Source organism: Rodentibacter rarus, from assembly GCF_001998965.1.
Taxonomy (GTDB): domain Bacteria; phylum Pseudomonadota; class Gammaproteobacteria; order Enterobacterales; family Pasteurellaceae; genus Rodentibacter; species Rodentibacter rarus.
This window is the reverse complement of sequence record NZ_MLHJ01000001.1, coordinates 31,091-52,607: the sequence shown is the minus strand read 5'-3', so window position 1 is coordinate 52,607 and position 21,517 is coordinate 31,091. Positions and strand designations below refer to the sequence as shown.

Below are 21,517 nucleotides of genomic sequence, written 5' to 3'. Positions count from 1 at the left end.
CAGACTGTTTTTGACTTCGATAATCATCAATCCATGAATGCGTTAACCCAGTATATTCCTGATGAAGCCACGATGTTGCGTTTTGGCAAAAAATTGGCCGAAACCATTTTAGGCTGTCATGCCAAACGTGCCGTTATATTATATTTAAACGGTGATTTAGGTGCGGGCAAAACCACACTCACACGAGGCATGGTGCAAGGTTTAGGTTTCCAAGGCAAGGTAAAAAGCCCCACTTACACCCTTGTGGAAGAATACAATATTGCCGGGAAAATGATTTATCATTTTGATTTGTATCGTCTTGCCGACCCGGAAGAATTGGAATTTATGGGCATTCGGGATTATTTTGCCAAAGAGTCCATTTGCCTGATTGAGTGGGCTGAAAAAGGGGAGGATATTCTTCCTCCGGCTGATTTATTGGTCAATATTGATTATTATGATGATGCAAGAAACATCACATTAATCGCCCAAAATGATTTAGGTGAGCAAATTCTTCAACAACGTTAATTTTTTATCTGTTTTACCATGAAAACAAAATTTTTATTTTTTTTAGGAATAATACTCTCTGTTTTTTCATCTCCCCTTTTGGCGGCACCATGGACCATCGCCATTGATCCCGGTCATGGCGGGAAAGACCCCGGTGCTATCGGGCGTAATCTTGGTATTTATGAAAAAAATGTCACCCTTTCTATCGCCCGTGAACTCAAAGCCTTATTAGATAAAGATCCTAATTTCCGTGGCGTTCTCACCCGCAACGGGGATTATTATATTTCCGTACCGGAACGTTCGGAAATCGCCCGTAAATTTAAAGCCAATTATTTGGTTTCCATTCATGCCGATTCATCGCTAAACCCAAGCCAACGGGGGGCATCGGTTTGGGTGCTTTCAAACCGCCGGGCCAATGATGAAATGGGGCAATGGTTGGAAGATGATGAAAAACGCTCTGAATTATTAGGCGGGGCGGGAAAGGTTCTCTCTCACAATAACGACAAATATTTAGATCAAACGGTGCTTGATCTGCAATTTGGCCATAGCCAGCGTACCGGTTATGAAATAGGCAGAAATATTTTACGCCGTTTTTCTAAAATCACGACATTAAGTCGCAACACGCCACAACATGCCAGCCTCGGTGTGTTGCGTTCACCGGATATTCCTTCTGTTTTAGTGGAAACGGGTTTTCTTTCTAATGCCGAAGAAGAACAAAAACTCAATTCCCCGGTCTATCGCCGCCGTATCGCTTATATGATTTATGAGGGGCTTGTGGCTTATCGTAACGGTAATTTGAAATCCATTGTGGCTTTTGAAGAGAACGATAAAGAAAACAGCAACAAAACCAACCGCACTTTATCCTCAAAAGGGGAAATTAAAGACAGCTTAATTCGCCATAAGGTAAAAAATGGCGAAAGTTTAGGTAGCCTTGCCAATAAATATGACGTGAAAGTCGCCGATATTGTGGCACTTAATAATTTGAAACGAAAAGAACTCTGGGTGGGTGAAACCATTAAAATTCCGGATAATGGAAAAACAAAAAAATCGGAAAAAACCGACCGCACTTTATCCACCAAAGGAGAAATTAAAGACAGCGGTATTCGCCATAAAGTGAAAAAGAGTGAAAGTATTAGTAGCCTTGCCAATAAATATGAAGTCAAAGTGGCGGATATTATTGCTCTTAACAAATTAAAACGTAAAGAACTCTGGATAGGTGAAACCATTAAAATTCCGGATAACGGTAAAAATCAAAAAATAGCTGAAAACCCAAAAACGGAAAAAACAACAAAATCAGCAGATAAAAAAGACAATAAAAAAACCGATAAAAAAGAGGAAAAGAAAAACAGCAATACTGAAAGTAAAAAAGCGGCTATTCCTCGCTATCACACCATCAAAAAGGATCAAACAATTTATGCGGTTTCACGGGAGTATAATATTCCGGTAAACCAAATTTTAAAACTCAACCCGACATTAAAAAACGGTAAAGTCGTGACCGGTCAAAAAATTAAATTAAGGGAAAAATAATGGCGATTAAAATTCTTTCCCCCCAACTTGCCAACCAAATTGCCGCCGGTGAAGTGGTGGAACGTCCTGCTTCGGTAGTGAAAGAATTGGTTGAAAATAGTTTGGATGCCGGTGCCAATAAAATCCAAGTGGATATTGAAAATGGCGGCGCAACGCTTATCCGTATCCGTGACAATGGCAGCGGTATCCCCAAAGCGGAATTAAGCCTCGCCCTTGCCCGTCACGCCACTAGTAAAATTGCCGATTTAGAGGATCTCGAAACGATTTTAAGTTTAGGCTTTCGTGGCGAAGCCTTGGCGAGTATCAGCGCCGTTTCCCGTTTAACCCTCACCTCACGCACGGCTGAACAAAACGAAGCATGGCAAGTGTACGCCCAAGGGCGTGACATGGAAACGACCATCACGCCGGCCTCTCACCCGGTTGGCACCACAGTAGAAGTGGCGAATTTGTTTTTCAACACCCCTGCCCGCCGTAAATTTTTGCGAACCGATAAAACCGAATTTGCCCATATTGATGAAGTGATTCGCCGCATTGCACTGGCAAAATTTAATATCGCTTTCACTCTCACCCACAATGGCAAAGTGGTTCGTCAATATCGTCCGGCTATCGAGCTTTCCCAACAACTCAAACGGGTGGCGGCCATTTGCGGGGAAGAATTTGTCAAACATGCACTGCGTATTGATTGGAAACACAATGATCTCCACCTTTCCGGCTGGATTGCTACCCCCAACTTTAGCCGCACACAAAATGATCTGAGTTATTGCTATATCAATGGACGAATGGTGCGTGATAAAGTCATTACTCATGCCATTCGCCAAGCCTATGCAGCGCATTTACCTAACGAAAGCTACCCGGCTTTTGTGCTGTTTATTGATCTCAATCCTCATGAGGTGGATGTGAACGTACACCCCACCAAACACGAGGTGCGTTTTCATCAACAACGCCTTATTCACGATTTCATTTATGAAGGGGTAAGTCACGCATTAGAGAGCCAACAGGCGATTCCACTTCTCTACCCAAAAGAAAGTGCGGTTGAAAATCGCTCAGAAAATGTGGTGCGTGAGCCTGCTGCGACTTATCACAAGGATTACGCTCCTAAGCCCAATCGTGCAGCAGCCGGGCAAAATATGTTCGCAGCGAATTTTTCCATGGAAAAAAGTGAGACAAAATCAGCGCAAAATCTACCGCACTTTTCTGCCCACAATATCCCTTCATCACATCAAGGATATCGTGATTATCGGGAAAATTATCGTGCCGAACAGCCAAGCAAAACCGAGCAGAAACTCTATGGCGAACTATTGGGTGCGACACAACATGATGAAAAAACGACAAAACCTACACCGCCATCAATCATTGTGCCAACAGAGATAAGCGACAATCCATCACATTTGCGTGCCTTATCGCTCATAGAAAACCGAGCGTTATTACTCCAACAAAACCAAGATTATTTTTTGCTTTCTTTGGAAAAATTACAACATTTGCAATGGAAACTGGCTTTACAGCAATCCCAAATTGAGCAACAACCTTTATTGATCCCTATCGTATTTCGTCTAACGGAAAAGCAATTTAACGAATGGGAAAAAAAAGCGGAAGATTTTGCACAAGTTGGTTTTGAATTTATCGGAAACAAAGCCCAACTACGCCTAACCCTCAATCGAGTACCGCTGATATTACGCACACAAAACTTACAAAAATGCGTGATGGGATTACTCAACGAAACTGAAAATTCCCCCCCATTTTTGACCGCACTTTGCACAAAGTTAGAAAGCAAAGTGTTCAACGTATTTGCCGATGCGGTTAAATTATTAAGCGAGGTGGAACGCTTGCTCAATAACGACAATCGGGATGAATTTAACCATTTACTCAAGCCGATAAATTGGCAACCTTTATTAGACGAACTCTAAATGAAACCAACTGCAATTTTTTTAATGGGGCCTACCGCCTCCGGTAAAACGGATTTAGCCATTCAACTGCGTCAACAGTTGCCGGTGGAAATCATTAGCGTGGATTCCGCCTTAATTTATAAAGGAATGGACATTGGCACGGCAAAACCCTCCAAAGAAGAATTGGCTTTAGCTCCCCACCGCCTCATTGATATTTTAGATCCGGCGGAAAGCTATTCCGCCATGAATTTTCGTGAAGATGCCTTACAGGAAATGGCAGACATTACCTCACAGGGCAAAATCCCTCTGCTTGTGGGTGGCACTATGCTCTACTACAAAGCCTTACTTGAAGGGTTATCCCCTTTACCCTCAGCAGATGAAGCAATCCGTGCCGAGATTGAACAAAAAGCCGCACAGCAAGGTTGGGCGATGCTGCACCATGAACTGGCAAAAATTGATCCGATTTCTGCACAACGCATCAATCCTAATGATAGTCAGCGCATCAATCGAGCCTTAGAAGTTTTCTATATTACGGGAAAATCCCTCACTGAGTTGACTGAACAAAAGGGCGAAACCCTACCCTATGAGATCATGCAATTTGCCATTGCCCCTGAAGATCGCCATATTTTGCATAATCGAATAGAACAACGTTTTCATAAAATGATTGAATTGGGTTTTCAACAAGAAGTGGAAAAACTCTATGCACGAGGCGATCTCACAGCGGATTTACCTTCTATCCGCTGCGTGGGCTATCGCCAAATGTGGGACTATTTGCAAGGCAAATATGAGCACGATGAAATGGTATTTCGTGGTATTTGCGCCACCCGCCAACTCGCCAAACGCCAAATCACTTGGTTACGGGGCTGGAAAACACCGGTTCAATGGTTAGATAGTCTCAATCCTACCCAAGCCAAAGAAACGGTGTTACGCCAAATCGAAGCACAGATAAAGAATTAGCAAAAATGACCGCACTTTCCTCGCTTATAGAACAAAAACTTACCGCACTTGGTTCGATTTTGTGCCAATCTTTTCCTGAAACGGATATCCATGTCATCACCCAACACATTCAGCAATATCAACAAGAAAAAAGCCACCCAATCGGGCGATTAGGCTATGCGGTGGCGATGTCGGAGTTTGTGGAAAAAGTCTTGCAAAAACAACCGCACTTATTGGCACAATGGTGGGAAAAAAGCCCAACTTTTGCAGAGTACGAACAATATTCAGCTCGTCTGAACAATCAACTGGCGAATATTTCCGATGAAGTGGCGTTTTATAAAACACTGCGTATTTTCCGCAATATAGAAATGGCGAAACTCAGTTTTTGCCAAAGCCTCAACCTTGCCACGGTTGAAGAGATTTTTATCCGTCTTTCACAGTTGGCTGAAAGCCTTATTATTGCTGCTCGGGATTGGCTTTATCGCCAAGCCTGTGAGGAAATGGGCACACCATTGGACGAACAAGGCAAAGCCCAACCACTTTATATTTTGGGCATGGGAAAACTCGGTGGATTTGAGCTTAATTTTTCTTCCGATATTGATTTGATCTTTACTTATCCCACTCAGGGAGAAACGAATATCGAAGGAAGCCGGGCAAGAAAACCGGTGGATAACGCCAAATTTTTCACACGCCTAGGGCAACGCTTAATCAGTGCCTTAGATGATTTCACCGTAGATGGGTTTGTTTATCGTGTGGATATGCGCCTACGCCCTTTTGGTGAAAACGGGGCGTTAGCCCTAAGTTTTGCCGCCATGGAGCAATATTATCAAGACCAAGGACGGGATTGGGAACGCTATGCCATGATTAAAGGGCGTATTTTGGGCGCACAAAGTGATGATCCGAATATCACCTATTTGGAAAAAATGCTCCGGCCTTTTGTTTACCGCCGCTACATTGATTTCAGCGTGATTCAATCATTGCGGGAGATGAAAGGAAAAATTGAACGAGAAGTTCGCCGCCGTGGGCTGAAAGAAAATATCAAACTGGGGGCAGGTGGGATCCGTGAAGTGGAATTTATCGCCCAAGTTTTTCAATTAATTCGTGGGGGACGGGAAATTGCCTTACAACAGCAGAGTTTGCTTCATATTCTGCCTAAAATAACCCAATTGGGGCTTATTACCCCAACGCAATATCAGCATTTGCGGGAAAGTTATCTTTTCTTACGCCGGGTCGAAAATAGCCTACAAGCCATCAATGATCAACAAACCCAAACCTTGCCCACCCATGACATAGACCAATGGCGATTAATTGAGGCCTGTCGGCATTTCACTTGTTTAGATGAGCAAAATCAGCAGATTGAACGCCACTATATAATAGAAAACTGGCAAGATTTTCACCGCACTTTACAACAGATGCAGGAAAAAGTGCGCGCGGTGTTCAATCAACTTATTGGTGAAGAAACAGAGGAAAACAGGGAAAAAGAAAACCAATGGCTGGACTTTTTAGAGGCAGATTTTGATGACATAGCGCAAATGCTACAAGAAAGCGACATCCAGCCTGAAGACATTAATGAAATATTAAATAAACTCGGTCAATTTAAGGAAAATTTACATCGCCGAGTGATTGGAAACCGTGGACGGGAAGTGCTGGCACAATTAATGCCAACGGTGTTTTCACTGATTTTTAAACAAGAAAACTACCGCACATTATTACCACGAATTTTGCATCTTATTGAGAAAATCTCTAGCCGAACCACCTATTTAGAGCTGTTACTTGAAAATCCTCAAGCCTTACGTCAAGTGATCGAACTGAGTGCCCAATCTCAGCTGATTGCCGATCAACTTGCCCAACATCCGATTTTGCTTGATGAGCTTCTTAACACGGAAAGTTTGCGTCATCCTCTCCCCTTCACCCAATATGCTGATGAACTTCAACAATATTTATTGCGCTTACCCCAAGATGATGAAGAGCAATTTATCAATGCCTTACGCCAATTTAAACAAGCCACGTTGTTGAGGGTCGCTGCTGCGGATATTTTAGGCGCATTGCCGGTGATGAAAGTCAGCGATCATCTCACCTATTTGGCAGAAGCCATCATTCAATCCGTGGTGAATTTGGCGTGGAAACAGGTTTCTGCCCGCTTTGGTGTGCCTCAACATTTACAACATGGTGAAAAAAACTTCTTGGTGGTGGGCTATGGAAAGCTCGGGGGGATCGAATTGGGTTACAAATCCGATCTCGATTTGGTTTTTCTTTATGAAGCGATGGAAGGCCAAACCGTAGGCGGGAAAAAAATCATCGATAACAATCAGTTTTACCTCAAACTTGCCCAAAAAATCGTGAGCATTTTTAGCTTAAATACCAGTGCGGGGGTACTTTATGACATTGATATGCGATTACGCCCCTCCGGTGAAGCCGGTTTACTGGGGTGTTCCCTCTCCGCCTTTGAAAATTATCAATTGAATGAAGCTTGGACTTGGGAAAAACAAGCCTTGGTACGGGCTCGCCCGGTTTTTGGTGAAGCCTCATTGCGGGAAAAATTTGAAGCCATTCGTCAGCGGGTTCTTTCCACCCCAAGGGACGGTGCAACGCTAAGACAAGAAGTGTCAGCCATGCGTGAGAAAATGTTTACCCATTTATCCCATTCTCAAGACAATGAATTTAACATTAAAACAGATCGTGGCGGCATTACGGATATTGAATTTATTGCCCAATATTTAATGTTGGCTTATGCCCCACAAAACCCCGCATTAACCAGATGGTCGGACAATGTGAGAATTTTTGAATCTATGGCGAAAGCGGGCATTATTCATCAATCGGATGCCACCCAACTCAAACAATGCTATGTGGATTTACGCAATAACATTCATCACCTCAATTTGCTCGGTAAAAATGCCGTCGTGTCCAATGATGAATTAATAACGGAAAGGACGTTTATCAAGCAATTTTGGGATAAACTGTTTCACTAACGCTTACTGTTATTTACCAATCCCATACTGCTTTAATTTATTGGCAATGGCGGTATGGGAAATGCCCAAACGTTGTGCCAGTTTTCTTGTGCTGGGGAACTCTTTATAAAAGGCACGCAGTACTTTTTCTTCGTATTGTCCGATAATTTCTTCTAGGGTTTGATGTTCAAATTCATTAATAGAAATGACCGCACTTTGTGGCATTGTCAAATCTAAACTGGCAATCGTTAAATGATTTTTTTCTGATAATGAACAGGCTCGATAGAGCGTATTATAAAGCTCTCGGACATTGCCCTGCCAATCATATTGGGCTAAATAAGTGAGAAAATCAGGCTCAAAGGTTGGCAGTGAAATATTGAGTTGATCGCTAATTTCTTGCAAAAAACCTTGTACAAGGGAAGGAATATCCTCAAGCCGTTTACGCAATGGCGGCACATTAATTGTCAATACATTGAGGCGATGAAATAAATCTGCTCTCACCTTTCCCTGCTCAACCAACCGATTAAGCGGCACTTGCGAGGTACAAATCACCCGTACATTGGCATAATGCTCTTTCTCTTCGCCCACTCGGCGGAATGAACCATCCGTTAGAAAACGGAGCAATTTTGCTTGAAGATTGAGTGATAATTCAGCGATACCATCCAACAATACCGTGCCTTCATTGGCATATTCAAAAAAACCGATGGTTTCACTTTCCCCCACTTTTCGCCCAAACATTTCGCTTTCTGCATCTTCATCAGGCAATCCCGCACAATTGACCGCAATAAATTTTTTATCTCGGCGTAAACTTTGAAAATGGCAGGCTTTTGCCAATAAATCTTTTCCCGTTCCTGTTTTACCTTGGATCAATAAAGGCACATCAAACATGGCAAAACGCTGTGCATTTTCTACCGCACTTTTCATGGTTTCGCTTTGGCTAACAAAGCAAGCAAAAGGATGTTGAGGATCAAATTTGAAAGTCATCGAGCGTGGCTAAAATGAGTTGAAAGTATCGCTATAATAAGGGGTTTACAAAAAGGTGTAAAGATTGTTTTACAGAAAAGCCAAAAGTGCGCTGAAAATCAACCGCACTTTGAGCTGAATTACAGTTTTAACATCCGTATCGCGTCTTTCGCGCGGCTCAAGAATTGTTTACGCTCTGCCGTTGCCATACCGCTACTGGTTCCCGGTAATTTCACGGTGAGCGGATTGACCGGTCTTCCATTAATATGGAATTCATAATGTAAATGTGGTCCGGTGGAAATACCGGTATTACCGGAAAGGGCGATGCGTTCGCCTTTTTTTACCTTTTGCCCTGCACGCACTAATGGACGGCTTAAATGCATATAAACGGTTTGATATTCACGACCATGGCGTAACACCACATAACGCCCTGCGCCCCCTGCTTGATAAGCCACTTTTTCGACTAATCCATCTGCCGGTGCGATGATAGGTGTACCTGTTGGGACAGAGAAATCCACACCTTTATGGGGACGAACCCGACCTGTCACCGGGTGACGGCGGCTTGGATTAAATGGCGAAGAAATTCGAGCCTGACGCTGCAACGGATAACGTGCAAAACCTTTTCCTAGGGTTTCGCCTTGTTGGTTATAATAACGACCATTTGAGGCTTGAATGGCATAATAACTCTTGCCGTTAGCGATAATATGAATCCCCTCAACATTACCTTGACCGGTGAGTTTATCCCCTAAATATTCCCGTGAAACCAGCACCGCAAACTGCGTATCTTTTTTGAGTTTTTGTAAACTCACTTGCCATTGTAATGCGGAGCTTAATTGCGAGATCTGACGAGAATCTAGCCCCAATGCACGCAAACTTGCCGAAAATGAACCCTTTACTTGACCTTTCAAGACTTCTTTTTTCCAAACACTTTGTTTTTCGAGAATTTGACGTTTAAATTTTCCCTCTGCAATACGTTCATAGATCCTCTCCTCTTTTTCGGAGACGAGCCAATTTAAGTATTCCAGTTGATCGTTTTTATCTAAAATCCAGTAGAATTGTTGCCCTGCCCGCAGATTTTTTAATTCCGGATAAGCCGCAATGAGTGATTTTGCCGTTTCATCATCCAAACCTGAAAGCCCTAATACATCACTTAACTTATCACCACGCACCACGGTATGACTAAATTGATCGGTAATTCGCAATGCTTCGTCTGCCACATCAAGTAAACTGCTTAAGGCATCTTGTGCATCTTGAGGAAGGGTATCCAGCTCATCAAACTCCGGTTTCACTTCTTCAACTTCATCATCTTGGGCTTGTAATTCGTCATCATAAGAAGTGGCGTCTTCCTCTGTGTGTTGAGGTAAAGCGGCTTGATTGACAGTTTCTTCCGGTATGAGGGATTGATATTGCGCATCACCGACCATTTCAGGTTCAAGATTGCTTTGGACGGAAGGTTCCGATTCAGTGTTATCTTTAATCCCCAACATGATACCGCTAAAAATTAACGCCAATGAAACAAAAAAAATCAGTGCTTTGATACGGGATCTTCTTTTTCGTCTGTCTCGGGCTAATTTAACATGTTGCAAAATAGATTACCTAAATGAAAATAATATCGTCTTTCAGACTACAAATTATTAAAGAGGTTCATTCTACCTTAAAACCCATCAAAAGGATGGCGAAATATTCATCATAAGGTGCGAACATCTTGAGAAAACAACGAAAATAGGCTAAGGTTAGCCACCAAATTTGATACAGACAGTATTATGCAAATCCATTCCATTCAGCGCGATCCAAACAAACCCTTAATTGAACTCAACAATATCAATGTGGTATTTGAACAAAAAACAGCGTTAAGTAATATCAACTTAAGGATTTACCCAAACACTATTATTACGATTGTCGGGCCTAACGGCGGTGGAAAATCAACCTTATTGAAAACCTTACTCAAATTACAACAGCCGACTTCCGGTGAGGTGATTTACGGTAACGATGTGCGCATTGGCTATGTACCGCAAAAAATTCATTTAGACCACAGTTTACCGCTCACCGTAGAACGTTTTCTTGCTTTAAAAAAAGGGGTAAAAACACAAGAAATTTCCACCGCACTTGAGCAACTTTCTATCACGCATTTACGCCAAAGTACTATGCAAAAACTCTCCGGTGGTGAAATGCAACGGGTACTGTTAGCCCGAGCGATATTAAACCGACCAAATTTATTGGTATTAGATGAGCCGACCCAAGGGGTGGATATCACTGGGCAAGCAGAGTTGTATCAACTTATCCGCCAAACACAACAAAAACTCAATTGTGCGGTATTGATGGTTTCTCATGATTTACATATTGTCATGGCAGACAGCCACGAGGTGCTTTGCATTAACCAGCACATTTGTTGTGCCGGTACGCCGGAAACGCTCTCAAACGATCCGGCTTTTATCCGTTTATGGGGTAATCAACTTTCTCAAAATGTGGGCTTTTATACACATCATCACAACCATCACCATAACTTGCACGGCGATGTGTGCGACTGTAATGGCTCATCAATCCATTGTCAAAATTAAGGATAATGAATGTTTGAAATTCTTTTTCCGGCGTTGTTAACCGGTATATTACTATCGCTTATCACCGCCCCACTTGGGGTTTTTGTCGTATGGCGTAAAATGGCCTATTTTGGCGATACCCTTTCCCATTCCGCCTTACTTGGTGTAGCTTTAGGTCTTTTTCTCCAAATCAATCCCTACTTGGCGATTGTGGTGCTGACTTTAATTATCGCGCTCTTAATGGTTTGGTTAGAAAATCACACTCAATTTTCCATTGATACGCTATTAGGCATTATTGCACACAGTTGTTTATCTCTCGGTGTCGTCACCGTTGGGTTACTTAAAAATGTGCGGGTGGATTTAATGAACTATCTGTTTGGCGATTTACTGGCAATAAATTACACGGATTTATTGTATATCGGTATTGGCGTGATTTTAGTTCTCTCAACCTTATTGTATTTTTGGAAGGACCTGCTTTCTACCACCATATCCCCTGAACTCGCTCAAGTGGAAGGGATCAATGTCAAAAAAATGCGTTTTATTGTGATGATTTTAACCGCATTAACCATTGCATTGAGCATGAAATTTGTCGGCGCATTAATTATCACCTCGCTTTTAATTATTCCTGCCGCTACCGCCCGCCGTTTTGCCAAAACACCGGAAGCGATGGTCGGCTTTGCGGTTATCATCAGCATTCTTTCGGTGATCGGCGGCTTAATGCTTTCCGCATTTTATGATACCGCTGTCGGTCCTTCTGTTGTCATTTGCTCGACATTTTTATTTGCCTTATCGTTACTTAAAAGAACGAGTTTGTAGCCTCCCCCAACCAGTGAAAACTATTTGCGCCGCCTGTTAATTCTTGATAAAGTGCGGTAGATTTTTACGGTGTTTTTAGGATAAGAAAATGACCCAAGAATATTTAGATTTTGAATTACCTATTGCAGAGCTGGAAGCAAAAATCGAAGCATTACGCACCGCCTCTGACGATAAAGTCGATTTAACCGATGAAATTACCCGCTTACAAAAGAAAAGCGATGAATTAACCAAAAAAACCTTTGCCAATCTTGATGCATGGCAAGTTTCACGAATGGCTCGCCACCCAAACCGTCCTTATACCCTTGATTATATTGAACACATTTTTACCGAATTTGAAGAGCTTGCCGGTGATCGTGCCTTTGCCGATGATAAAGCCATTGTCGGCGGATTAGCCCGCTTGGACGGTCGCCCTGTCATGGTGATTGGCCATCAAAAAGGTCGCACGGTAAAAGACAAGGTGAAACGTAACTTTGGTATGCCTGCACCGGAAGGCTATCGTAAAGCGCTACGTTTAATGGAAATGGCAGAGCGTTTTAAACTCCCGATTATCACCTTTATCGATACCCCTGGCGCTTACCCCGGCATTGGGGCAGAAGAACGGGGACAAGCAGAAGCCATTGCCCGCAATTTGCGTGAAATGTCGCAATTATCCGTGCCGGTCATCTGTACGGTTATCGGTGAGGGCGGCTCAGGCGGTGCCTTAGCAATTGGGGTGGGCGATAAAGTGAATATGTTGCAATATTCCACCTATTCTGTGATTTCACCGGAAGGTTGTGCCTCGATTTTATGGAAAAGCGCAGACAAAGCCTCAACGGCTGCTGAAGTGATGGGATTAACCGCAGCACGTTTAAAAGAACTCAATTTAATTGATAATATCGTGCCGGAACCGCTTGGTGGTGCACACCGCAATTATACGTTAATGGCAGAGAATTTGAAAAAGCGCTTAACTGAAGATTTAGCCGAACTTGACGGATTAAACCAAGAAGAATTATTAAATCGCCGTTATGAGCGTTTAATGTCTTATGGTTATTGTTAACCATTGAAAAAAAGAGCGGTCATTTTACCGCTCTTTTTAAATTTTATAAAAAATCATATCAAAAATAGGGACAAATATGAAAAATGTACTTTCTATCCAATCCCACGTGGTGTATGGCTTTGCCGGCAATAAATCCGCCACCTTTCCAATGCAATTATTAGGCGTGGATGTATGGGCACTTAATACCGTGCAATTTTCCAACCATACTCAATATGGTAAATGGACAGGTATGGTGATTCCACAAGAACAAATTCGTGAAATCGTTACGGGATTAGAAAACATTGAAAAATTACAAGAATGTGACGCATTGCTTTCCGGTTATTTAGGCTCACCGGAACAAGTGGATCAAATCCTTTATGCCTTAGAACAAATTAAAAAACACAACCCAAATGCCCTTTATTTATGCGATCCGGTGATGCCAAACCCGGAAAAAATTTGTGTGGTGGCAAATGGTGTTCGTGAAGCACTTATCGAGAAAGCCATTCCTGTTGCGGATATTATGACGCCGAATATGAATGAACTGCGTCAACTCAGTGAGTTCCCCATCAATTCTTTTGAGGATGTATTAAAAGCCGCAAATGCTTTGCTGGATAAAGGGGTGAAAAAAGTCCTCGTGAAACATTTAGGCAAAGCAGGGAAAATCAATGATCCGGACACCTTTGAAATCATTATGGCAACACCGGAAGGCATTTGGCATTTAAGCCGCCCACTTTATCAATTCAATTTTGAACCGGTAGGTGTAGGTGATTTAATTGCTGGTACATTCTTAGCGAATTTACTTAATGGAAAATCCGATGTGGAAGCCTTTGAAGCAATGAATAATGAAGTGGCTGGCGTGATGAAAACCACCTTTGAACTCAATTCTTACGAGCTACAAACCATTGCGGCACGTTTTGAGATTCTCAATCCGACTACCCAATACAAAGCAGAAAAAATTGCCTAATGGATTTGTTTTCGGCTTTTGAACAACAAGTTAAACAAACCACCGCTCAACACTATCTTATCGCCTTGAGCGGTGGTTTGGATTCCACGGTTCTTCTTGATTTATTTGCAAAACTCCGTCAAATTCAGCCGCACTTTTATCTCCGTGCGATTCATATTCATCATGGATTAAGCCCTAATGCCGATAGTTGGGCTGAACATTGTCAATCTTTGTGCAACCAATATACGATTCCATTTATCATTGAAAAGGTACAAATTGACCGTAAAAATGGCATTGAAGCAGGGGCACGTGAGGCACGTTATCAGGCTATTTTGCGACATATTCACCCTAATGAAATTCTTGTCACCGCCCACCATTTAAACGATCAAACGGAAACCTTTTTCCTCGCACTAAAACGAGGGAGTGGTTTGCAAGGTTTAGGGGCAATGCAAACCCAAAGCGAATTATTGGGTATGAAAATTTTTCGTCCATTGCTTTCTTTTACTCGAGAGCAATTAGAACACTATGCACAGCGTGAAAATTTGACTTGGATTGAGGATGAAAGTAACCAAGATAGCCGTTACGAACGCAATTTTTTACGTAATGAAATTCTGCCAAAACTCCGTGCACGTTGGACACATTTTGATCGATCCGTTCAACGCGCTGCACAACATTGTTTTGAACAGCAACAGCTCATTAACGAACTCTTACAAGAAACTTTTCTTGAACATTGCCAAACGCCAACAGAATTTCAACTTCACAAGTTCAATCAATATTCATCGCAAAAACAGACCGCACTTTTACGAATGTGGTTTTCTCAACATCAATGGGAAATGCCGACTAAACGCCAACTTGAACAACTGCTCAGTGATGTTGTGTTCGCCAAACAAGACGCTAATCCACAGTTTCATTTCGGAAAACAGATTATCCGCCGTTATCAATCCTGTTTGTATCTCACCTCCGATTTTGCGGATTTAACGAATATTTGCCTTGAGATGCGGGATACCCCGATTCTGCTTCCCGATAATCTGGGTGAACTTGATTTAAAACGAACCCCACAACAGTTTATTTTTTCTTGGCAACAACACACTGTTGCGTTGCCTCCTACTGACTTACCCATTCAAATCCGCTTCGGTTATTCAGGAAAAATCAAACGTCACCCAAAACGTCCGAAGGAGGAAATGAAGAAGATTTGGCAAGAGTTGGGGGTTCCTCCTTGGCAACGGAGCCGTATTCCACTGATTTTTTACCGTGAGCAATTCCAAAGTGCGGTCGGTTTTTTTAAGGTTTTTGAAGATACCGAAAAATAGCTAAAACTTACCGCACTTTGTACTTTTTATCTGATAGAATAGCTCGGCTTTCTATCATTTAGCTCGATTATTTATAAAGGAAAAGAAATGTTTGATTCTTTGATTGTGCAGTTTGTTGTACTTTGGGCTGTCATTGATCCCATCGGTTCAATTCCCGTTTATCTTTCCAAAACCATTGGTTTTTCTCTTGAGGAACGCCGAAAAATTGCGCGTAATGCGGTGATTATCTCTGCCGGTATTCTCCTTTTCTTTTTAATCGGCGGACAAATTCTCTTTGAAGCTATGCAGGTGCCCCTCCCAGCCTTCCAAATCGCAGGAGGACTGGTGCTGTTCCTCTTTGCGCTAACGATGATTTTTGGTGAAAGTAAACCGGAACAAGAAATAAAAATGAGAGCCAATATGACCGAAATTGCCGTTTACCCTCTCGCCGTGCCTTCTATTGCCTCACCGGGGGCGATGATGGCGATTGTGCTTTTAACCGATAACCACCGTTTTAATTTCACCGAACAATTTATCACCGCAGGAATTATGTTCGCAGTATTATTCATTACTTACATTTTATTGCTTGCGGCTAACCGAATTCAGCATTTTATCGGAAACTCCGGTGCCGCAATTATCAGCCGTGTGATGGGATTAATTTTGGCAACGGTGGCGGTGAATAACGTGTTAATCGGGCTGAAAGACTTTTTTACTCAGGTGGCATAAGAAATTGAAATAAAATTGATATTGGAAAAAAGGTTTCTGTGGTGGAAACCTTTTTCTTTTTGGGATATTCATATCGGGTTTCACCGATGGGGGCCAACTTTTTTTGCTCATGCAAAGAGAAAGGAACCTATTTTTTCTACGAATGAAGTGCGGTTAAAAATTTAATATTTTTAAAACTTTTCTAAAACCAACCGCATTTTAAATAATGCGACATAAATTCGGGACCCATATAAATCGCCTTTGCGACTTGGCATTTTTAGCTAAATTTGTACTGTTTGAGCGTAGCGAGTTTACAAATTTAGCGTTAAGAAAATAAGACAAAATCCAACGAATTTTGAATGTCGGCTTTGTCGACAGCCCCGAAGGGGTGAGCAAGTCAGCTATGTTGAATTGCGAATAACAGCGATTTAACTGGGGTGTGTTTTCTTTACCTACTTTCTTTACACGAGTAAAAGAAAATAGGTCGCTAGGTCAACCCTAATAACCTAAAAAATCCCTTAAAATCCCTGCCGTAAACTCTTTCCTTAAATAAAAACCTAAGGGTAAAGTGTCCACCACTTCACCATATTTTCCAATACCTTTAGTGATGGCTTTGCTGTTTGCCCCTTTAGGGCGTAATTGCATCACTTCCCCAATACGGGCGGTAATTTCATGTAGCCGACCGAGGGTGATATAGTCCATTAGCTCTTCCCAATCCTGCTTTAATTGGCGTTCTTGCTCCGGGGTGGGCTGCCATAAAATCGGTGCACCAATATGGCGATCACGCAAAGCAATATGTCGGCTTCCTTCAATAGGAATCCAAAGCACACAGGATAATTTATGGCGAACGTGGGAATTTTCCCATTGCACTCCGGAATTTTGTATCAACGGTGCAAGGCTAACAAAGGTGGTTTCTAGCGGGAAACCTTGTTCATTAATCGGTAAGGTTTTAAGTTCTACCCCAAGATGGGCAAAATCTTGTTCGGCTTTACTGCCGGCAGTCGCCCCTAATGCCGTTTCCAAAAGCATCCCCACCCAGCCTTTATCACGCTTCAAATCCGGGGGAACCGGTATCCCCAAAGTATCGGCAAGCTCACCAAAGGTTAAACCGGCGATAGATTGTGCCTGCACAAGAAGTTGTGTTAAGGTCTGTGTGATCATTATTGGTGATATTTCTTGAAAAAACGGGGTTTTGTGTCTTCAGTTCCTTTATCAATATAAGGAATTTTTTCTAATTGGAGTAAAAAACGTTTTGCAGCCAGCCCACCACCAAAACCGGTGAGCGTTTTATCTTTACCTAAAATACGATGGCATGGAATGATAATACTAATCGGATTGCTTCCCACCGCACCACCCACGGCTCGCACCGCTTTTGGGTTATCAATCATTTTGGCTAATTCGCCATAGCTTGAGGTTTCTCCATAGCCAATTTGTCGCAATGCCTGCCAAATGGCTTGTTGGAATGGCGTTCCCTCCGTTTTCAAGGGAATATCCGAAAATGTTTCCGCTTCTCCCTTAAAATAACGATCAAAAGCTGACCGCACTTTTTGAAAAAGAGGCAAATTATTTTCTTCAATCCATTTAGAATTGGGTTCGAACTGCTCTTTTTCAAAATCAATATGCGTGATCTGTTCACCATCAGATAGAACCAAAAGTTTCCCTACAGGGGAAGGATAATAAGTGTAATAAAGTGCGGTCATTTTCTGCCCCATTTTTTAACATAAAAAAAGCGTACCGAAGTACGCTTTATTATGCGGAATTTTTCCCAGATTAGAAAGCATAGTTTACATTTAAACCATAGAGATTAGCACTCGATTTACTCGTATAATTTACGGCAAAAGGAATATTTTCTTGCGACTCTTTAAATGTTATTTTCTTACCTTTTAGGTGAGCATAAGCAACGTCAATTGATAAATCAGGCGTGACTTTATAGGTTGCGCCTAAACTATACCAAGTCCGATCCGTATCAGGGATAGAGGCAGAATGATGCTGATTTGCCGCCGTTTCATCATAAGCGATCCCGGTACGTAACGTTAGCTTATCTGTCGCATCATAGGAAACCCCTAGGGCAATACGAGAATTGCCACGGAAATATTCAGGTTTTCGCAAAGCCTCTGCGCCATCGCTATTATAGTTCGCTTTCAATTCTTTAAAGCGTTTCCAATCCGTATATTTATAGCTATAGTGGAACGCAAATTTATCCGTCACTTTATGGTAACCGGAAATTTCCCAATAGCCCGGTAAATCAAGATCCAATTCTGCCGTGTCTGTGCGACCTAAAATACGATTGAAAGCTGTATTATCTTTATAATTCACTGTAATCGGAGAATGATAAGCCACCCCTAACCGGTTACGCTCATTAAATTCATACACTAATCCAGCATTCCAACCAAATCCCCATTCATTATCCTGTAAACGCGTCACAACATCACTTCTATCAGATACCTTTCGACCTGCTTGTAGGTTAGTTAAATCAGCAAGAACACCATTTGTTCGCTCTAATTTTGCTTTGGTATAGAGTGCATTAATCCCTAGACCGAAACTCAATCCTTCTGAAATACGATAAGCTCCACTAAGGTTTAAATTAATCGCTGTTAAATCCGTTTTTCCGCCCAAAACACCTGCGCTATAATCTGAATCAAATTCCGTTTTTAAGCCAAAAGGAACATTCATTCCACCACCAACGGAGAATTTTTCATTAATTGGATAAATAAAATAAGCATTTGGAACAAAAGCAGAAGGCACAACGTTATCTTGATTAGCATTTCTACTGGCAAGTGCTGCGTTGATACGAGGATTGTCCGAAGTAAATTGTCCGGATAAATCCACTTTTGCATCAACATAAACACCACCAAAGGAAATTTCAGGACGTTTAAATAAAGTCATCAACGCCGGGTTCGTTGCTACCACTGAAGCATTATCCGCTATCGCTGCTTCACCCGCATAAGCACGCCCCAAACCGGACGTAGAAACTTCGGCTAACTGGAATGCCGCAGCATTTACACCACCGGCAGCAAGGAACATTGCTGTTGCTAATAAAGATTGATTAAATTTTTTCATTGAAAACCCTTTGTTGTTTGGATAAAAACTTAAAAGCTACGAGATTCTAAAACTCCATTTAATTGAGTGCAAATTCATTTTATTGATTTTTATAGAGTTCCGACCAGTGACGATTTTTTATTTAAAGTACGGTGAGTTTTCATCTGTTTTTTAAAAGTGATAAAATAACGCCAATTTCATTTCAAAATAAGGACAAAATATGACCGTAAAATGCAAAGCAGAAGAATCATTGACTTGTAGCTGTGTGGATGTGGGCGCTATTATTGACGGTTCTGACCGTACTGTTAATATTGAGCAAATTTATGCCAGCCAAGCAGAGGCGGAACAAGCCCTAATCCGTTTCACGGAAAAGGCTCGTAAAACAGAAAGTGATCCTTGCGAAATTGTGAGTGAAATCTCGCCTGTAGAAGGGGGGATACAATTAAAGGCAAGTTTTACCTTCAGTTGCCAAGCTGAAGCGATGATCTTTGAATTGGCTAACCGCTAAAAACCTTTTTCATTCTGACCGCACTTTTAAAAAGTGCGGTCTTTTTTTCCGATAAATTTATCGCAAACGTTTGCGTAAACTGATACAATCCGCACTGATTTTTCATTTAATTACTATGGGAAAAACATTGTGAGCAAACCATCATTAAGTTATAAGGATGCCGGCGTTGATATTAATGCAGGCAATGAACTTGTCGAACAAATCAAACCTCACGTTAAACGCACGACCCGTCCGGAAGTGATTGGGGGCTTGGGCGGTTTCGGTGCATTATGTGCCATTCCAAGCAAATATAAAGAGCCTATTTTGGTTTCGGGTACTGACGGTGTCGGAACAAAATTACGCTTAGCCATTGATTTGAAAAAACACGACACCATTGGCATCGATTTAGTGGCAATGTGCGTCAATGACTTAGTCGTACAAGGTGCCGAACCCTTGTTTTTCTTAGATTATTATGCCACCGGGAAATTAGAGGTCGATGTGGCAGCCGATGTGGTGAAAGGCATTGCAGAAGGTTGTGTGCAATCAGGCTGTGCCTTAGTTGGCGGTGAAACAGCTGAAATGCCGGGAATGTATCACGAAGGCGATTATGATTTAGCCGGTTTTTGTGTCGGCGTAGTCGAGAAAGCCGACATCATTGACGGCAGTCAGGTTCGTAGCGGCGATGCCTTAATTGCGTTGGGTTCGAGCGGCCCCCATTCAAACGGTTATTCCTTAATCCGTAAAGTGATTGAGCTTTCCGGTGTTAATCCGTCAACAGAACAATTAGCCGGCAAACCACTAAGCGAACAAGTGCTTGCACCGACTAAAATTTATGTGAAATCCGTTTTATCTTTGATTAAACAAACAGATGTTCACGCCATCGCACACCTGACCGGTGGCGGCTTTTGGGAGAATATTCCACGAGTATTGCCGAAAAATACTAAAGCGGTGATTGATGAAAAAAGTTGGCAGTGGCAGCCTATTTTCAAATGGTTACAGGAACAAGGTAATATTTCCACTTACGAAATGTACCGCACTTTCAACTGCGGCGTGGGGATGGTGATTGCCCTTCCGCAAAATCAAGTGGAAACCGCTTTGGCATTGTTAAAACAGGCGGGCGAAAACGCTTGGCTTATCGGGCATATTGAACAAGCGGCAGAGGGCGAAGCACAAGTCGTCATTCAATAGCCCCACCCTTTTCTTTGAGGCGAATGAAAATTCGCCTTTCTTTTCTTTATTTTTAGGATCTTTATGAAAAAAATTGCCGTCCTGATTTCAGGACAAGGAAATAATCTCCAAGCGATCATCGATGCCTGCGAAAAAGGGTTTATCACCGCCCAAATAGCCTGTGTCGTCAGTAATAAAGTAGAGGCTTTTGGGCTTGAACGGGCGAAAAGTGCGGTCATTCCTACGGGTGTTTTTTTACGTCAAAATTTCACGAGTAATCAAGAAATGGATCGCCACATTGGGGATTATTTGGAAAGTGCGGGGGTTGATCTGATCGTGCTTGCCGGCTATATGAAAATTTTAACCCCAGATTTTATCCAACGTTTTAATGGGAAAATTATTAATATTCATCCGTCATTATTACCTAAATACCCGGGGCTAAACACTTATCAGCGTGCATTCGATGCAGGTGATTGCGAACATGGTACGACAGTCCATTTTGTCAATGAAGAAGTGGATGGCGGTGCGATTATTTTACAAGCCAAAGTTCCGATTTTCCCTGATGACAATGTAGAAGAAATTGAATTACGCACGAGAGAGCAAGAATATCGTATTTACCCGATGGTCATTAAATGGTTTGTAGAAGATCGTTTAACCCTCAAAGAAGGTATTGCCTATTTAGATGGGAAACCACTATCAAAACAAGGTTATGCTTGTGAGTAAAAGAAAAGCGATGAAATCATTCATCGCTTTTTTGCTAAATAGAGGACGATTTATAA

19 protein-coding genes are annotated in these 21,517 nt (G+C 42.1%); 14 read left to right on the top strand and 5 right to left on the bottom strand.

Annotated features, from left to right (window positions below; translation table 11 throughout):
* Positions 1 to 33 precede the first annotated feature (33 nt).
* From tsaE to glnE, 5 genes are read left to right on the top strand one after another with little or no spacing between them, the layout of a single operon-like run.
* Positions 34 to 504 carry a tRNA (adenosine(37)-N6)-threonylcarbamoyltransferase complex ATPase subunit type 1 TsaE gene (tsaE, locus tag BKK50_RS00255; RefSeq protein WP_077414160.1) on the top strand — a complete coding sequence of 157 codons (471 nt, stop codon included), beginning with the start codon at positions 34 to 36 and terminating at the stop codon, positions 502 to 504.
* An 18-nt stretch (positions 505 to 522) separates the two neighbouring features.
* Positions 523 to 2,010: an N-acetylmuramoyl-L-alanine amidase gene (locus tag BKK50_RS00250; RefSeq protein ID WP_077414158.1), complete on the top strand. Its 1,488-nt coding sequence runs from the start codon at positions 523 to 525 to the stop codon at positions 2,008 to 2,010.
* Positions 2,010 to 3,914: a DNA mismatch repair endonuclease MutL gene (gene mutL / locus BKK50_RS00245; RefSeq protein WP_077414156.1), complete on the top strand. Its 1,905-nt coding sequence runs from the start codon at positions 2,010 to 2,012 to the stop codon at positions 3,912 to 3,914. Before BKK50_RS00250 ends, mutL begins: the two co-directional genes overlap by 1 nt.
* Entirely contained in the window at positions 3,915 to 4,850 is a 936-nt protein-coding gene (gene miaA / locus BKK50_RS00240) for a tRNA (adenosine(37)-N6)-dimethylallyltransferase MiaA (RefSeq protein WP_077414154.1), read from the top strand. It abuts the gene before it with no gap.
* Between the two features lie 5 nt (positions 4,851 to 4,855).
* Positions 4,856 to 7,798, top strand: coding sequence for a bifunctional [glutamate--ammonia ligase]-adenylyl-L-tyrosine phosphorylase/[glutamate--ammonia-ligase] adenylyltransferase (gene glnE / locus BKK50_RS00235; RefSeq protein WP_077414152.1), 2,943 nt, complete (start codon positions 4,856 to 4,858; stop codon positions 7,796 to 7,798).
* Positions 7,799 to 7,807: 9 nt separating this feature from the next.
* Here glnE and BKK50_RS00230 read toward each other — a convergent pair whose 3' ends face one another.
* Positions 7,808 to 8,761 carry a sigma 54-interacting transcriptional regulator gene (locus BKK50_RS00230; RefSeq protein ID WP_077414150.1) on the bottom strand — a complete coding sequence of 318 codons (954 nt, stop codon included), beginning with the start codon at positions 8,759 to 8,761 and terminating at the stop codon, positions 7,808 to 7,810.
* 119 nt (positions 8,762 to 8,880) lie between these two features.
* Positions 8,881 to 10,326: a murein DD-endopeptidase MepM gene (gene mepM, locus BKK50_RS00225; RefSeq protein ID WP_077414148.1), complete on the bottom strand. Its 1,446-nt coding sequence runs from the start codon at positions 10,324 to 10,326 to the stop codon at positions 8,881 to 8,883.
* 177 nt (positions 10,327 to 10,503) lie between these two features.
* Between mepM and znuC the strand changes: the two genes are divergently transcribed.
* The 6 genes from znuC (at position 10,504) to BKK50_RS00195 (ending at position 16,066) form a co-directional block, all read left to right on the top strand.
* A complete protein-coding gene (znuC, locus tag BKK50_RS00220) occupies positions 10,504 to 11,298 on the top strand; it encodes a zinc ABC transporter ATP-binding protein ZnuC (protein ID WP_077414146.1) in 795 nt (264 codons plus the stop codon).
* Between the two features lie 9 nt (positions 11,299 to 11,307).
* On the top strand, positions 11,308 to 12,093 hold the full coding sequence (znuB, locus tag BKK50_RS00215) for a zinc ABC transporter permease subunit ZnuB (RefSeq protein WP_077414144.1): 786 nt from the start codon (positions 11,308 to 11,310) through the stop codon (positions 12,091 to 12,093).
* A gap of 88 nt (positions 12,094 to 12,181) precedes the next feature.
* Positions 12,182 to 13,129 (top strand): acetyl-CoA carboxylase carboxyl transferase subunit alpha, encoded by a 948-nt coding sequence (gene accA, locus BKK50_RS00210; protein ID WP_077414142.1) that lies wholly within the window; start codon positions 12,182 to 12,184, stop codon positions 13,127 to 13,129.
* A 76-nt stretch (positions 13,130 to 13,205) separates the two neighbouring features.
* Positions 13,206 to 14,072, top strand: a complete 867-nt coding sequence (gene pdxY / locus BKK50_RS00205) for a pyridoxal kinase (protein WP_077414140.1) — start codon at positions 13,206 to 13,208, stop codon at positions 14,070 to 14,072.
* Positions 14,072 to 15,361, top strand: coding sequence for a tRNA lysidine(34) synthetase TilS (gene tilS / locus BKK50_RS00200; protein ID WP_077414138.1), 1,290 nt, complete (start codon positions 14,072 to 14,074; stop codon positions 15,359 to 15,361). The genes pdxY and tilS overlap by 1 nt, the downstream gene beginning before the upstream one ends.
* Before the next feature lie 87 nt (positions 15,362 to 15,448).
* The gene (locus BKK50_RS00195; protein WP_077414136.1) at positions 15,449 to 16,066 is read left to right on the top strand and encodes a MarC family protein; all 618 of its coding nucleotides are present in this window, start codon (positions 15,449 to 15,451) and stop codon (positions 16,064 to 16,066) included.
* Between the two features lie 477 nt (positions 16,067 to 16,543).
* Here BKK50_RS00195 and mutH read toward each other — a convergent pair whose 3' ends face one another.
* From mutH to BKK50_RS00180, 3 genes are all read right to left on the bottom strand, one after another.
* Positions 16,544 to 17,206 (bottom strand): DNA mismatch repair endonuclease MutH, encoded by a 663-nt coding sequence (gene mutH / locus BKK50_RS00190; RefSeq protein WP_077414134.1) that lies wholly within the window; start codon positions 17,204 to 17,206, stop codon positions 16,544 to 16,546.
* Positions 17,206 to 17,745 (bottom strand): methylated-DNA--[protein]-cysteine S-methyltransferase, encoded by a 540-nt coding sequence (locus BKK50_RS00185; protein WP_077414132.1) that lies wholly within the window; start codon positions 17,743 to 17,745, stop codon positions 17,206 to 17,208. The genes mutH and BKK50_RS00185 overlap by 1 nt, the downstream gene beginning before the upstream one ends.
* A gap of 70 nt (positions 17,746 to 17,815) precedes the next feature.
* A complete protein-coding gene (locus tag BKK50_RS00180; RefSeq protein ID WP_077414130.1) occupies positions 17,816 to 19,105 on the bottom strand; it encodes an outer membrane protein transport protein in 1,290 nt (429 codons plus the stop codon).
* 199 nt (positions 19,106 to 19,304) lie between these two features.
* Between BKK50_RS00180 and BKK50_RS00175 the strand changes: the two genes are divergently transcribed.
* From BKK50_RS00175 to purN, 3 genes are all read left to right on the top strand, one after another.
* On the top strand, positions 19,305 to 19,592 hold the full coding sequence (locus BKK50_RS00175) for a YfcZ/YiiS family protein (RefSeq protein WP_077414128.1): 288 nt from the start codon (positions 19,305 to 19,307) through the stop codon (positions 19,590 to 19,592).
* 129 nt (positions 19,593 to 19,721) lie between these two features.
* Positions 19,722 to 20,759, top strand: a complete 1,038-nt coding sequence (purM, locus tag BKK50_RS00170) for a phosphoribosylformylglycinamidine cyclo-ligase (RefSeq protein WP_077414126.1) — start codon at positions 19,722 to 19,724, stop codon at positions 20,757 to 20,759.
* Between the two features lie 63 nt (positions 20,760 to 20,822).
* Entirely contained in the window at positions 20,823 to 21,461 is a 639-nt protein-coding gene (purN, locus tag BKK50_RS00165; protein WP_077414124.1) for a phosphoribosylglycinamide formyltransferase, read from the top strand.
* Positions 21,462 to 21,517: the final 56 nt, after the last annotated feature.